This window comes from Deltaproteobacteria bacterium (genome assembly GCA_019310525.1).
GTDB lineage: Bacteria > Desulfobacterota > DSM-4660 > Desulfatiglandales > HGW-15 > JAFDEE01.
In genome coordinates, this window is the sequence record JAFDEE010000096.1 from 1 (window position 1) to 14,856 (window position 14,856).

12 protein-coding genes and 1 pseudogene are annotated in these 14,856 nt (G+C 57.1%); 6 read left to right on the plus strand and 7 right to left on the minus strand.

Annotation, left to right across the window (positions count from 1 at the left end):
- Window positions 1-152 precede the first annotated feature (152 nt).
- The 3 genes from JRF57_14230 to JRF57_14240 all read left to right on the plus strand — a co-directional run bounded on the left by JRF57_14230 (window position 153) and on the right by JRF57_14240 (window position 3,854).
- Window positions 153-1,451: a histidine--tRNA ligase gene (locus JRF57_14230; GenBank protein ID MBW2304857.1), complete on the plus strand. Its 1,299-nt coding sequence runs from the start codon at window positions 153-155 to the stop codon at window positions 1,449-1,451.
- A gap of 100 nt (window positions 1,452-1,551) precedes the next feature.
- The gene (aspS, locus tag JRF57_14235) at window positions 1,552-3,360 is read left to right on the plus strand and encodes an aspartate--tRNA ligase (protein ID MBW2304858.1); all 1,809 of its coding nucleotides are present in this window, start codon (window positions 1,552-1,554) and stop codon (window positions 3,358-3,360) included.
- Window positions 3,361-3,578: 218 nt separating this feature from the next.
- Window positions 3,579-3,854 carry a PxxKW family cysteine-rich protein gene (locus JRF57_14240; protein MBW2304859.1) on the plus strand — a complete coding sequence of 92 codons (276 nt, stop codon included), beginning with the start codon at window positions 3,579-3,581 and terminating at the stop codon, window positions 3,852-3,854.
- A gap of 234 nt (window positions 3,855-4,088) precedes the next feature.
- Here the strand turns inward: JRF57_14240 and JRF57_14245 are convergent.
- From JRF57_14245 to JRF57_14270, 6 genes and pseudogenes are all read right to left on the minus strand, one after another.
- Window positions 4,089-4,797, minus strand: a pseudogene (locus tag JRF57_14245) (TlyA family RNA methyltransferase).
- A gap of 19 nt (window positions 4,798-4,816) precedes the next feature.
- A complete protein-coding gene (locus tag JRF57_14250) occupies window positions 4,817-6,718 on the minus strand; it encodes a 1-deoxy-D-xylulose-5-phosphate synthase (protein MBW2304860.1) in 1,902 nt (633 codons plus the stop codon).
- 189 nt (window positions 6,719-6,907) lie between these two features.
- Window positions 6,908-7,762, minus strand: coding sequence for a polyprenyl synthetase family protein (locus tag JRF57_14255; protein MBW2304861.1), 855 nt, complete (start codon window positions 7,760-7,762; stop codon window positions 6,908-6,910).
- A gap of 38 nt (window positions 7,763-7,800) precedes the next feature.
- Window positions 7,801-8,040 carry an exodeoxyribonuclease VII small subunit gene (gene xseB / locus JRF57_14260; protein ID MBW2304862.1) on the minus strand — a complete coding sequence of 80 codons (240 nt, stop codon included), beginning with the start codon at window positions 8,038-8,040 and terminating at the stop codon, window positions 7,801-7,803.
- Entirely contained in the window at window positions 8,041-8,937 is an 897-nt protein-coding gene (locus JRF57_14265) for a peptidoglycan DD-metalloendopeptidase family protein (GenBank protein ID MBW2304863.1), read from the minus strand. It lies immediately after the preceding gene.
- A complete protein-coding gene (locus JRF57_14270; protein MBW2304864.1) occupies window positions 8,934-10,298 on the minus strand; it encodes an exodeoxyribonuclease VII large subunit in 1,365 nt (454 codons plus the stop codon). Before JRF57_14270 ends, JRF57_14265 begins: the two co-directional genes overlap by 4 nt.
- A gap of 387 nt (window positions 10,299-10,685) precedes the next feature.
- Here JRF57_14270 and JRF57_14275 point away from each other — a divergent pair, with 387 nt between their 5' ends.
- From JRF57_14275 to JRF57_14285, 3 genes are all read left to right on the plus strand, one after another.
- Entirely contained in the window at window positions 10,686-12,257 is a 1,572-nt protein-coding gene (locus JRF57_14275; protein ID MBW2304865.1) for a DUF4301 family protein, read from the plus strand.
- The gene (locus JRF57_14280; protein ID MBW2304866.1) at window positions 12,254-13,201 is read left to right on the plus strand and encodes a DUF368 domain-containing protein; all 948 of its coding nucleotides are present in this window, start codon (window positions 12,254-12,256) and stop codon (window positions 13,199-13,201) included. The genes JRF57_14275 and JRF57_14280 overlap by 4 nt, the downstream gene beginning before the upstream one ends.
- A gap of 168 nt (window positions 13,202-13,369) precedes the next feature.
- The gene (locus JRF57_14285) at window positions 13,370-14,092 is read left to right on the plus strand and encodes a hypothetical protein (GenBank protein ID MBW2304867.1); all 723 of its coding nucleotides are present in this window, start codon (window positions 13,370-13,372) and stop codon (window positions 14,090-14,092) included.
- Between the two features lie 21 nt (window positions 14,093-14,113).
- Here the strand turns inward: JRF57_14285 and JRF57_14290 are convergent, their stop codons facing one another.
- Window positions 14,114-14,347, minus strand: a complete 234-nt coding sequence (locus tag JRF57_14290; protein ID MBW2304868.1) for a hypothetical protein — start codon at window positions 14,345-14,347, stop codon at window positions 14,114-14,116.
- Window positions 14,348-14,856 lie beyond the last annotated feature (509 nt).

Sequence of the window (14,856 nt, forward strand, 5' to 3'; positions counted from 1 at the left end):
CCGGAGATGCAAGGCGCAAAGCGCGCAACAGGGCCGGAAGGTACAAAAACCGAAGGTGAATGATCCGACCCAGCCCCCTGGAAAAGTATTGACGAGAGGGGAAGGGCTCTGCTAGAAGACCTCCAAAAGGCAGTGGAAGGAGAACGCGACACTTGGAATTCAGGACCCTGAAGGGTTTCAAGGATATCCTGCCGGATGAGGCCGGGACCTGGCGATGGCTTGAGCAAAGGGCCAGGGCCGTTTTCGTCTCTTACGGCTTCCAGGAGATCCGCTCGCCCCTCCTGGAGAAGACCGAGCTTTTCAGCCGCAGCATCGGACAGGACACCGATATCGTCAGCAAAGAGATGTACACCTTCCCCGACGGGAAAGGGGGGAGCATCACCCTGCGCCCGGAGGCCACAGCCTCCCTGGTCCGGGCCTATGTCCAACATCGCCTCTATCTGCAAAATCCTGTGCAGAAGCTTTATACCATCGGCCCGATGTTCAGGCGCGAACGCCCCCAGAAGGGTCGTTTCAGGCAATTCCACCAAATCGACGTGGAGATATTCGGGGACCCGGGCCCCCGCTCCGATGCGGATCTCATCGTCATGGCCGTGTTCCTGTTCGAATCTTTAGGCTTGAGGAATCTAACGCTTCATATAAACACACTGGGATGCCGCGGATGCCGCGGCCAATTCAGGGACGAACTCAGGAAGTACCTGGCCGAAAGGACCCCGGATCTCTGTACAGACTGCCGCCGCCGAGTGGAGACGAATCCCCTTCGTGTCTTTGACTGCAAGCTCGAAAAATGCAGGGAAGTGGTCTCCGGGGCCCCGTCTATTCTTGATTTCATATGCGATGAGTGCGGGTCGCATTTCCAAGGACTCCAGGATTACTTAAAAGAATCCCGGGTTCCCTTTGAGATCGATCACAAACTGGTTCGCGGCCTGGACTATTACAATCGGACCACTTTCGAAATCCAGACGGACCGACTGGGAGCACAAAATGCCGTTACAGGAGGAGGCCGGTACGACGGGCTGGTCAAAGAAATCGGGGGTCCGGATCATCCCGGCATCGGCTTCGCCATCGGGATGGAAAGACTCATCACCCTGCTGGAAGAAGACCGTAAACCTGTGAGCCACGGTCCCGATCTTTTCATGATCGGCCTGGGGGAGAGGGCGGAAAAGAAAGTGTTCCAATGGGCCAACGCCTTGAGGCGGTCCGGGCTGTGGGTCGAGATGGAATACGCCCCAAAGGGCCTGAAGGCCCAGATGAAGAGGGCGGACCGGATGGGGGCCGGGAAGGTCTTTATCGTGGGGGACAACGAATTGGAAAGCGGAAAAGGCATCCTGAGGGACATGAACACCAAGGTCCAGGAAGAGATCGAACTGGACGATCCGGTCAAACAACTGGAGGCGAGGATCGGGTCACCGCGGGAAGCCAAGGGCCCGGATGATTCAGCTGCTCCTTGAAAGGATTTTTTCATCCCCCGGTCCCCCGGCGGGAAAGGGTTTCACGCCAGCCTTTTGAGGGCCGGTTTTTTTGTGCCCGGCAAGAAGAAATGAGGAAATGATGGAGATAACAACTATAGATAGCATTGACAGGCTCGAAGACTGGAAACGGACCCACGACTGCGGGAGTCTGCGCTCGGAAAACATCGGTCAGGAGGCCCTCCTGATGGGATGGGTCAACAGCCGGAGGGACCTTGGAAACCTTATCTTTATCGACCTTCGGGACAGAGAAGGCCTCACCCAGATCGTTTTCGACCCACAGGAGGACCCCGAGAGCCACCGCAGGGCCCATGTCCTCAGAAATGAATGGGTCATAGCGGTCAAGGGAATCGTTACTCCACGGCTAGAGGGGCAGGAGAACCCGGCCCTTCCCACCGGGGCCGTCGAGGTGAAGGTCCGGGAGCTCAAGATCCTGAACCGGACCGAGACCCCGCCCTTCCAGGTGGACGGCATGGTGGACGGCTCGGAGGTCCTCCGGCTGAAATACCGGTACCTGGAACTTAGGAGGCACCGGGTCTTCGAGACCTTCCGGAAGCGCCATCGCATGGCCGCATGCATCCGGACTCACCTCAACGAAAGGGGATTCATCGAGGTGGAGACCCCGTTCCTGACCAAAAGCACGCCCGAGGGTGCCAGGGACTACCTGGTCCCCAGCCGGGTCAACCGGGGCATGTTTTACGCCCTCCCCCAATCCCCCCAACTCTTCAAGCAGCTTTTGATGATCGGCGGCTTCGACCGTTATTACCAGATCGTTCGCTGCTTCAGGGACGAGGACCTGAGGGCGGATCGGCAGCCGGAATTCACTCAGGTGGACATGGAAATGGCCTTCACGAACGAGGAGGGCGTCATGGAGGTCGTGGAGGGGATGCTCCAGGCCCTTTTCCGCGACGTTCTGGACCGTGACCTCTCTCTCCCCCTGCCCCGGATGGAATACCGCGAGGCCATGGACCGTTTCGGCACAGACCGACCAGATCTAAGATTCGGCCTGGAGCTTCGCGAGATCACCGACCTTGCGGGCCGATCGGAGTTCCGGGTATTCAAGAACGTAATCGCATCAGGGGGCGTGGTCAAGGCCATAAATGTCAAGGGGGGCGCCGCAGCCTTTTCCCGGAAGGTCCTTGACGAACTAGGCCGTTCGGCGGTTGATCTCGGTGGCAAGGGACTCTCCTGGATCAAGATCAAAGAAGACGGGTGGCAGTCGAGCCTCGATAAATTCTTCGGGGAGGAGATCAAAACCGAAATGAACCGCAGGATGGAAGGGGAGCCCGGAGACCTGTTCCTCCTGGTTTCGGACCAGCCTGCCATCGTCAACCGGGTCCTGGGGGCCTTGAGGCTGGAAGTGGCCCGGCGGCAGGACCTGATCCAGGGATCGGATCCGTCGCTCCTTTGGGTGACCCGATTTCCCCTCCTTGAATACGACGAAGAGGAAGGGCGCTGGGTGGCCGTTCACCATCCCTTTACGGCACCCCTGGACGAGGACCTGTCCTACCTGGAGGAAGACCCAGGAAGGGTGCGGGCCCGGGCCTACGACATCGTGCTAAACGGAAGTGAAATCGGCGGGGGAAGCGTCAGGATCCACAATCTGGCGGTCCAGGAAGAGGTCTTCAGAAACCTGGGGATCTCTCCTGAAGAGGCCCGGCTTAAATTCGGGTTCTTCCTCGAGGCCCTTAAATATGGAGCGCCTCCCCACGCCGGCATTGCTCTGGGTTTCGACCGGCTCGTGGCCATTCTGGCGGGAGTGGACTCCATCCGGGATGTCATCGCCTTCCCCAAAACGGCAAGCGCCACCTGTCCCCTGACCGATGCCCCCTCCCGGGTGGACTCCCGCCAGCTCGAAGAGCTGGGGTTGTCCCTCCGGACCCAGGATTGAAGCCCCCATCGCAATTCAGGAGCCTTGACGGATATCTCCTTTCCGGGTCCCCCGTGGCCCGCCGGCCCTCCTGAAAATCTCCGCGGGGCGGCAGGGCTTTGCCCGCATTTTCCGCCTTTTTTAGGAATTTGTCCCCTTTTTATCCTTGACAAACGGGGTTTCATGGGGCATAAGCCTGCCCGGTTTTAAATCAAAAAAAGAGAAAGGATGTGATAGCCATGGTTTGTGCAACGGTAAAACAAGGGATGGAATGCACCTTCATGGGCAAGGAAGGGTGTCGATTTAACGGAGGATCCTGTCATACTATAGTTGAGCAATGTGAAGGATGCCAGAGGATCCTGGATCTCCCCACCGGAAAATTCTGCGCGAATTTTCCCGATCCCGCCATCAAGTGGCGATTCGGAACCTGCAACATGGCCACCCACGTTAAGACTTCCAAGGGCGTCAAGAACAACAAGATCAACCCCTTGAAGGCTTCCAAGCGCGGGAGATAAAAAGAGCCGCAGGGAAATATCATCCTTTTGTCAATCCGTCGGGACTGGAACGACACGGGGAGACCTTTGAAAAATGTTCAACTTTGTCCAAGGGTCAAGGAAGGCGAAAATTTTAACCGCAGGAATACATTGAAGTATTTCGAGGATTAAAATTTGAGCCTGACGCAGAGATTGGGCAAAAGGGGGCATTTTTCAAAGGTCTCACGGGTTCGTTCCCAGGAAGGATAGGTCTGTCTATTTTTCGAGGTAGACTAGGAATTCCCGATTACCCTTGGGGCCGAGGATAGGAGATGGAATGGGCTCGCCTACGGACCAGCCCGCCTCCGTGAAAAAACTGCTCCAAGTCCGCCAGGACCTGCCGGTGGAGTTCAGGGTCCCTGACGACTCCACCCTTTCCGACCTTTCCCTTCCCCACCTCGAACTGGGGCTTGATCAGGGCGATAATAAAGGAGTTTTCCCCGAGGCAGGCCGAAACCGGGGGAACCACGAGCTTCAGGGATATAAAGGAAACATCGATGACCGCCCCCTCCACCCGTTCCCCCAAATCCTCCGGTCTCAGGTAGCGGGCGTTGCTTCTTTCCAGGACCCGTACCCGGGGATCCTGCCGGAGTTTCCAGTGGAGCTGCCCGTACCCGACATCCAGGGCGATCACCCTCTTCGCCCCATGCTGGAGCAGGCAATCGGTGAAACCGCCCGTGGATGCCCCGACATCCAGGAGGACCTTCCCCTGGACATCAACGGAAAAGGCCTTCAAGGCAGCCTCGAGTTTCAACCCGCCGCGGCTTACATAAGGAGGATGGGGCTCCTTAAGGACCAGGGAGGAAGAAAGCTGTGTCGTATGCCCGGGCTTATCAACCCTCAGGCCGTCCACCTCAACGAGTCCGGCCATGATCATGCGTTTCGCCTTCTCCCGGCTCTCCGCCAGCCCCCTTTCCACAAGCAACAGATCCAGCCGGATCTTTTCACTTCGTGATTTGCCCCCAGAAATCTCTGGCCTCCTTGAGAATGCCCGCGGAGTCCAACCCGTATTTTTCCTTCAGCACCTGGACCGGACCGTGTTCGATGAAGGAGTCTGGAAGACCGATCCTCCACACCGGGAGTTTCGTGATTCCGGCGTCGTTTAAGAGTTCGAGGACCGCGCTCCCGAATCCCCCTTGCCGGACGTTTTCTTCCAGGGTCAGGATTCCCCGGACCTCCCGGGCTGCATCGATCAACCTCCTGTCCATGGGTTTGACGAAGCGGGTGTTCACCACGCCCACGGAAATTCCCTCCCTTTCCATGGCCTCGGCCGCTTCAAGGGCAGGCAAAACCATGCTGCCCAAGGCCAGGAAAAGAAGATCGGTCCCTTCCCTTAAGAACTCAGCCTCCCCGATGGGGATTTCCCTGAACTCCTTCTCCAGGGCGACACCGTAGCCCCTTCCCCGGGGATAACGGATGGCCACGGGCCCGGGCTGTTTCAGGGCGGTATAGAGCATGTGACGGAGTTCGTTTTCATCCTTGGGGGCCATGAGGGTCATCCCTGGCAGACTTCTCAGGTAAGTGATATCCAAATGACCGTGATGGGTGGGACCGTCTTCCCCTACCAGCCCGCCGCGATCCAGGCAGAAGACTACGGGGAGGCCGGGAAGGCAAACATCATGGATGATCTGGTCGAAGGCGCGCTGGAGAAAGGTGGAATAGATTGCGACGACGGGCCGAAGACCCTCCGTCGCCAGCCCGGCCGCAAAGGTGACCGCATGTTGTTCCGCAATCCCTACGTCCAGAAACCGATCCGGAAAGGTCTCCCCGAATCGGTTCAAGCCCGTTCCTTCGGGCATGGCCGCCGTGATGGCGAAGATGCGAGGATCTCTTTCGCCCAGCTCTATCATGGTGTTTCCGAAAACCTCCGTGTAGGTCGGGGGTTTCGGTGTCGGGGGCTTGGGGGGGGATCCGGTTGAGATCTCGAAACTCCCCACCCCGTGAAAGTGGGCGGGATCTTTCTCGGCCGGAGGATAGCCCTTACCCTTTACGGTCAGCACATGGACGAGCACGGGGCCGTCGAGGTGCAGGGTGTTCTCAAAGGCCTCTATGAGCCGGTCCAGACGGTGCCCCTGGATCGGGCCGATGTAACGGAACTTGAAGGCCTCAAAAAGCATACCGGGCGTAAAGAAGGAGATAAAGGAATCTTCACTCTTTCGAACCAGGTTGAGAATGTTGTCCCCCACCCCCGGAATAGACTTGAGGCGGTCCATGATCTCCTTTTTGAACTGAACAACCCGCCGGCCCGTCAATTTTCGGCTCACGAAGGAAGAAAGGGCCCCCACGTTGGGGGCGATGGACATGGCGTTGTCGTTCAGCACCACGATGAGGTCTTTTTCCGTATCCCCCGCCTGGTTCAAGCCCTCGAAGGCCATGCCCCCGGTAAGGGAACCGTCACCGATCACCGCAATGACCTTCGCCTTTTCTCCCTTCAGGGCCTTGGCCGTGCTGATCCCCAGCCCGGCCGAGATGGAGGTGCTGCTGTGGCCCGTATCAAAGGTGTCGTAAGGGCTCTCGGACCGCTTCGGGAAGCCGCTGATACCGCCATAGGTCCTCAGGGTCCGGAACCGTTCCCTCCTGCCCGTTACCAGTTTGTGGGTGTAAGCCTGGTGCCCCACGTCCCAGATGATCTTGTCCTTCGGGGCGTCGAAGACGTAATGAAGGGCGATGGTGAGTTCCACCACCCCGAGGCTCGGGGCCAGGTGTCCCCCGTTTCTGGACACGGTCTCGATGATCTCCCGGCGGATCTCCTTGGCCAATCTCTCCAGGTCCTTAAGGTCCAAGTCCTTGAGGTCCGCCGGGCTGTCGATTTGCTTCAAAATGCTGGTGGTTTCTCCGTTACCCATAACTGAGAATGCAGAGAGTCATCCGGTGAACGACTCCCGAAGGTACGCATCATGATTTCGGTTGAAGGGCAATCAGAAATACATAACCCGGGAAGTTCCCCATCTCAACGGAGAGCATCAAGTCCGGAGTAAAAGTCGAACCTTTCACGAAGACGTCACCTCCGAGCCCTTTCCGGGCTCCTGCTTGTTTCACCTCCTCCTTTCAATGACATAGGCCGCGATTTCCCTCAAAGGATCGGCCTTTTGGTCAAAAGAGTCAAGGGCCTTGATCGCATCCCGGACCAGGCCCCGCTGGATTTCCTTGGATCGTTCCAGGCCGAATACCGCAGGGTAGGTGATCTTCTTTTTCTTCTCATCCGATCCGGTCGTTTTGCCCAGCTCGTGGCTGTCCCCCTCGATGTCCAAGATATCATCCGCGATCTGAAAGGCAAGACCGATCTTTTTTCCGTACCCGGTGACGGCCCGCACCTGCTCCTCGCTCCCGCCGCCCAAGATAGCGCCAGATACGACCGACACCGTGATCAGGGCACCCGTCTTGTGGGTGTGTATGTATTCCAGGAGGGGAGGATCCACTTCCAGCCCTTCGGATTGGATATCCGCCACCTGCCCCCCGACCATCCCCCGGTATCCGGCGGCCTCAGCCACGAGACCGACCACCTTCAAAAGGGCTTCGGGGTCCGGGATCCCCGAAGGCCCCGGGAGGGTCATGGTGTGAAAGGCCTCCGTCAGGAGTCCATCCCCTGCAAGAAGTGCTACGGCTTCTCCGAACACCTTGTGACTGGTGGGTTTTCCCCTTCGCATGTCGTCATCGTCCATCACGGGCAGGTCGTCATGGATCAAAGAATAGGTGTGAATCAGTTCCAGCCCACAGGCCACCGGAAGCACGGACCGGGCTTCTCCACCTACGGCCTCGGCCCCTGCCATGCAAAGAACAGGTCGCAGTCTTTTTCCCCCTGCAAAGAGGCTGTAATTCATGGCCTCCACTAAATCCCTGGAGGGATCCGAGGCCGGTGGGAAGACTTCCCGGAGGGCCTCATCCACCATCTCTCTTTTCCGGGAAAGGTATTGTTTGAGATCCGTCTTCACCCCTCTTCCTCCTCGTCCACCTCAAAGGGCTTCCTGGTATACCCCTCGGTCCCTTCCTTGACCAGCATGGTAACCTTCTTCTCTGCTTCTTCCAGCTTCTTCGAGCAGGTTCCAACAAGTTTCATCCCCTCCTCGAAAAGCTTGAGAGATTCCTCCAGAGGAAGGCTGCCCTCCTCGAGGCTCTCCACGATCTCCTCGAGACGGGACATAAGTTCGTCGAATTTCTTTGAAGCCATCTACTCCTCCAATTCCCTGCCCAATTTCAGGAGAAGCAGGGGATCCACGCGGGCGCCGCCCACCCGGACACCCCAGTGAAGATGAGGCCCGGTGGCCCGTCCGGTGCTTCCCACGTGCCCGATCACCTCTCCCTTATGGACGAAATCCGTCTCCCCGACGGTAATGTCCCGGAGATGGAAGTACATGCTCAATATTCCTCCTCCGTGGTCAATGACCACGGACCGACCGCTGAAAAAGTGCTCCGCCGTCAACACCACCCTGCCATGGTTCGCGGCCCTGACAGGAGTCCCCAAGGCCCCTCGAAAATCCACCCCGGAGTGGGGGGACCGGGGACGGCCGTTCAGGATGCTTCTCTTTCCAAAAGGACCGACCACCTTTCCGGGAACGGGCCGGACAAACCCGCCCCTCCAAAGGGGTTCGGAGGGAGGCGCGGACCAGATCCGCCTCATGACCCGGGTCTCTTTTTTAACCCTTTCAAGGGTTTGGGGATCCAGTTCCACCATTTTCTTGGGGAGGGTCAGCCTGCGTACCCCGTAATCCTTGGAAACCACGACAACCTTGAGCAATCTTTTCCGGTCGGCCTCCACTACCCGCAAGGTATATTCGCCGGGATCGGCCCCAAGGTCCACACCGATGAGGCCGACCCATTCCCCCTTTTCAGGGTCAGGCACGAGAGTGACAATATTCCCGCGCCATAAGACCTCCGGCGCCACCCCGAACTCCATCTCCTTGATCCTGAGAAGTCCCAGACCTCCTTGCGGGATGCGATCCGGGGAAAGAAACACCTTTAATTCTGATCGATAGGGAGCGGCCGAAATCCTGGAGGCCATTATGCAGAGGGCAGCGGTAACAAGAAACCACCCCTTCAAAATTATACCGATTCTCCTTAGGTTCATGAGTTCCCGTCCCCCTTGAAAACCTTCTCAACGCTACACTCAATAGCCCCCTCGGCCAAAAGCACTTCCACCCGGTCCTCGGGGGCCACCCGCGTCGCTTCCCGCAGGATCTCCTTCCCGGGCAAGGTGCGGGTGATGCTGTATCCCCTTTTTAGTACGGAGTAAGGGTTGAGGGCCTTGATCTTCTCCTCCAAGAGCGAAAAGGCCTTTCCACAGGCCTCCAATCGTCTCTCCATAAAGTTTTCGAGGGAAAGCTTACGGTATTCGAGCCTTTCACGGTGGGCCCTGCAGAGATTCGCAGGAGAAGTGAGCAGGAGGGTGCGCTGCTCGGAGATCAACTTGTTTCGCCTCTCCTTTAAAAGGGAACTCATGTTACGGGTCAACCTGAGGACGAGATCGTCAAGGTGTAACCAGGACTCCCCAAGGGCCCTCCTCGGGTCCACAAGCCCTTTTCGAAGCAAGGCCAGTTGCTGTTTCCAGTGTTGAAGGCGGGTCATTAAGGCCCTTTCCATGCGCGTGGAAAGGATGCTGATCCGGTCCCGGAGAGCCTCTTTTTCCCGCACCAGGATCTCAGCCGCCGCCGAGGGTGTCGGGGCCCGGTAATCGGCCGCCAAGTCGCTGATGGTCACGTCGATTTCGTGACCGACCGCGGAGACAACGGGAATACGCGAGGCCCGGATGGCATGGGCCAGGGCCTCGTCGTTGAAGGCCCAGAGGTCTTCCAGCGAACCCCCGCCCCTTGTGAGTACGATCACGTCCACGTCCGGCTCCCTGTTGGCCAACCGAAGGGCCTGGATGATCTCCTCCGCCGCTCCTTCACCTTGGACTCTCGTGGGGACCAGGATGACCTCGATGTTGGCGAAGCGCCGGTGGATGACTTTCAAGAAGTCCCGGATGGCGGCCCCCGTAGGAGAAGTGATCACCGCCACTTTTTGGGGCAGGAAAGGCAAGGGTTTCTTTTTCTCAGGGTCAAAGAGCCCCTGGGCGGCCAGTTTTCTTTTCAGTTGCTCGAAGGCCAGGGCAAGGGCACCCACCCCCAGGGGTTCGAGATAATCCAGGATGATCTGATACTCCCCCCTTGGGGGATACACGGCCAGCCGCCCGTTGCAGAGGACCTTCATGCCGTCTTCCGGCCTGAATTTCAAACTCCTAACCCGGGGGCGGAACATGACGGCCCGAATCTGGGCCCGATCATCCTTGAGCACCATGTAAAAATGCCCGGAGGCAGGCACCCTGAAGTTGGACACTTCTCCCTCCACCCAAAGGAAGTCGAAGCGGTCTTCAAGAAGCCCCCTAATCTCCTCGGTAAGGGCGCTTACGCTGTATATCCTAGGTCCGTCGCTCTCAAAGGACGATAGCATTAAACCTTTCCTGAATTTCTTGCGGCCTCTTCTCTTCCCTTCCCGTTTAGTGCCTGCACAAGGCAGGATCCGCCTACCAGGCGGTAGAGAGGGGGGAGACCCACATTTTTTGAGGAACTGATTCCAAGTTTTCAATCTTTAAGACATTATCCACCAATAAACAACCTTTTTTTCCTCCTTATGGGCCTGTCCTCCAACATGAAGAATCCCCGAGAAGACAGGAGATATGGCATGACCCGGGGAGACATCTCTCCGGTCTTTCACATGGGCAGTTTCGTTGACACCCTCCCCCTTTTTCTTTATGCTCCACGAAACGACTTGAGAAGACCCGGGCCCCTGGATTCTCGGCCCCGATTTTCCATCAACCCCATTCCATGGAGAGGAAAAATGCCGCATCACGGATTCAGTGAACAAGATCTCCGGCAGATCGAGGAAAGGGGCATGACCCTCGAGGTGGTCCTGGAACAATTGGAGCGTTTTGAGAAAGGATTTTCCTTTTCCGACCTGGCCAGACCCTGCACCATAGGAGACGGCATCCAGGTCTTATCCGGGGCTGAAATCGAAAGGCTGGCGGAGGACTTTTCCGGGACCACCCGGACCGGAAGGGTCATGAAATTCGTCCCGGCCTCCGGAGCGGCAAGCCGGATGTTCAAGGCCCTCCTTTCGGCAAGAAACCGCTATGAAGAGCTTCCTTCCATCCATTCCCTCCCGGAGGGAGGAAAAGAAGATCCGGATGTCACAGCCCTCCGGGAGTTCATCGGCCGGCTGAAATCCTTTCCTTTTTACGAACAACTGGCATCCGCCATGGCCGCGGACGGCCTCGATCCAGAGGCCTTGACCCGGGAAGGAGATTATAAAACCATTCTCGACTATGTCCTGACTTCCAAGGGGCTCAACCTGGCCTCCATTCCAAAGGGGCTCATTCCCTTCCACCGTTACGACGGCTATTCCCGGACCCCTTTCGAGGAACACCTGGTGGAGGCCGGGGCTTACGCCTGTGATGCAGAAAAGACCGCCCGGGTCCATTTCACGGTATCACCGCAACACGAATCATCCGTTCGAAACCACCTTGAAAGCGTCCGATCCCGTCACGAGAAGTCCGGGCAGCGGTTCGAGATCGGCTTCTCTTTCCAGCACCCATCGACTGACACCATCGCCGTTGACCTGGAAAATCGTCCATTCCGGGACGATGCCGGCCGCTTGCTTTTCCGCCCCGGGGGCCATGGGGCGCTGCTAAAGAACCTCGGTGAGCTTCAAGGAGACATTGTCTTTATCAAGAACATCGACAACGTGGTCCCGGACAGGCTGAAGGGAGACACCATCTTGTACAAAAGGGCCCTGGGGGCGCTCCTTGTCGAGGTCCAAGACACCGTTTTCAAGTGCATGGAAAAATTGCAATCAGGCGGAATCGGAGACAAGGAACTCGACGAGATGTTCGAGTTTGCCAGGAACCGTCTATCCATCACACCACCCAGGGACCTTGCGGCCAAGGGGAAGTTGGAGAAAATCCGATTCCTTTTCGACCGCCTGAACAGGCCCTTAAGGGTTTGCGGGATGGTCAAAAACGAGGGTGAACCGGGAGGAGGCCCTTTCTGGGTGAACCATCCCGACGGGAGCCAGTCTCTTCAAATCGTCGAATCCTCCCAAGTGGATATGTCTTCTCCGACCCAGCGTTCGGTGTGGGAATCATCCACACACTTCAATCCCGTGGACCTGGTCTGCGCATTGCGGGACTGGAAGGGAAGGCCCTTCAATCTCGAGAGATACCGGGATCCTGAAACCGGGTTCATTTCCATCAAGTCCTCGGGCGGTCGTGAATTGAAGGCCCTGGAGCTTCCCGGCCTCTGGAACGGGGCCATGGCCTTCTGGAACACAGTCTTCGTCGAGGTCCCCATCACCACCTTCAACCCCGTCAAGACGATCTTCGATCTTTTAAGGAAAGAACACCAGGAAACATGAAAAAACAGGTACAAACCCCTTCACGCCGAACCTTCCGGACCTATTTCCTTCTTGGGCTGAAAGGTTTCTGCATGGGTGCCGCCGATGTGGTCCCCGGTGTTTCGGGTGGGACCATCGCCTTCATTACGGGTATCTACGAGGAATTACTGAAATCCATCCGCACCTTCGATCTCCGCTTCATCCGGCTGCTCTTCTCCAGGAGACCCGGCGAGGCCCTGGCCCATACGGGCTGGAAGTTTCTCCTCGTGCTCGGCGCGGGGATCCTAACCGCCGTGTTCACCCTGGCCAAGATCCTGGCCTGGCTGCTCCTCACCCATCCAACCCTGATATGGTCCTTCTTTTTCGGGCTGGTCCTGGCATCGGCATGGACCGTAGCGGGGCACCTTGATTCCTGGCGTTCCGCTCAGGTGCTTTGGATGTTACTGGGGGCGACCGGGGCCTACCGGCTGGTTGGAATGATCCCCGTATCCACCCCGGATACCCCCTGGTTCCTGTTCCTCAGCGGATCCATAGCCATCTGCGCAATGATATTGCCCGGCATCTCCGGATCCTTCATCCTGGTCCTCCTGGGAAAATACGAGTACATTCTCCGGGCCGTTAATCACCGGGACCTCCTGACCCTCGTACTGGTAGGGATGGGGGCTGCGACCGGCCTCGTCACCTTTGTCCGTCTTTTAAACTGGCTTCTCAAAAAACACCGAAATCCCACCCTGGCCGTCCTTACAGGCTTCATGCTCGGCTCCCTTCGAAAGGTTTGGCCCTGGAAAAAGACCCTTTCCACCATGACGGATCCCCACGGAAAAACCATCCTTTTCTCCCAAGGAAACATCCTCCCTCCCCACTGGGATTCCGAAGTGGCCTATGCCGTCGGCCTGGCCCTTGTAGGTTTTCTCCTCGTCCTTTCCCTTCATCGACTGGCGGGCAAAAAACAACCTCCCCCGTGAACCGAACCCATCCGGAGTGAACACCCGAAAAGCCTCAGGGTGGCATGGGCATTGCATTATTCCAGAAATAAAATTATCTCGGGAAAGGATAGTACACCAGTATCGGCCGCTTACTCTCAGGGGTTCTCGAACACAGAAAAACTCTTCCACCCTTCGATCTCTGGATTCATGCACAGGAAAGACAACATTTTCGGGAAAAAGATCCTCTACCTCATCGAGTATATGAAGAGACACCGGACCCCTGTAAATATCCGCCTTCTCGAAGAGGGTCACGAAGGATTGACCATTGTCACGGGCGTAAACCCGGACCAGGAAGAGCCCTTTTTCACCATTGATTTTCCGATCGGCTTCAAGGAGAGGCTGAAGAATCCAAAGGGGAGAAGGGTCTACCTCGAGTTCCTGGGGCCGGAACGAATCCCTTACGCCTTCCGCTCCACCCTGGAGGGGGACGATGGAGAGAATTACAGGCTAAGGATCCCCGCCGTAATGGAAAGGATCCAGAGGAGGACACACTTCCGGCTTTCCCCCCCTGTTGGGACCCACTTAACCTTCGAGCGGAACGGGGCCTTCCGGAAATATTCCATGATCGATCTGAGTGCGGGCGGTGCCCTGATCTGCCCATTCCCCGGGACACCCAAGGGAGACAGGCTTTCACCGGGTGATCACATCCACGGGATCACCATTTCCTGCCCAAAGGGGCTGGGAGGGGCCAGGATATATATTCAGGAGGCCATTGTGCAGAGGGTCGAAAGGGATCCCGCCACAGGACGCCGCACGTTGGCCTTGAAATTCCTGGAATCGGCAAGAAGGGAAATGATCAAGCTTGAGGATTGGCTCTTTGCGTGTCAAAGGGAGATGTTACAAAAACGTAGTCTTATGAAGTGGGATTAGGAGATGACCCCAGGGGATTCACTATACCCAGATATCTACCAGTCCTCCCCTGGGGATGGGAGGTTGGAGGATCTTTCCGGACGGCCCATAACGGCTTTCAACCGTTCTCGTTCTCGAGCTGTATCCCATGAAACGGATGTTGCCGCGTGAGCGATCCTCCCGCAGAAATTCGTTGAGGCCACCCTGCTCTACGGCGGTTACAGGGGACGCCGCGAAGGGCAAAGGCAAAAGGGCATTTGCGGATTGGACGTTCATCGGCCTCGGAATCCGGGGTTGTTGAGTTGGAGCAAACTGCGTAATTGATAAAATATAGCCTTTTTATTTAACGATTTCAACATAAAAACAGGAAGGACCTTTCCCCTCTCCTCCACCTGCCTCAATGTTCCTCTTCTTGAAACCAGGTGGAAACTCCAGGGGAAAACCACCGACACGTTCTGAATGGAAAGGCAAAACGGCCCTGGGAGCGGCCGATTTTAAAAGAGATGACAAAAGGAAGATATATCGATAGATGGGAAATACGGTCCCGCAGGCCGATCGCAGCCCCCCGCAGCCCCGGTGTGACGGGAGAAAAGAAAGGCCAATCCCGCTCCTTCCGCCATCCAGAAAGGCCTGCAGGGATGGCGAAACCTAAAAGCAGCAATACATATTTGTGGTTCCTCGACGTTTTGTGTGGATTTGATTATAGAAGGATCAAATCCACACAAAACGTCATTAGGAGGTTAATATCATGCATGGCAACCAGATTTTGACCCTTGGTTTGGGAT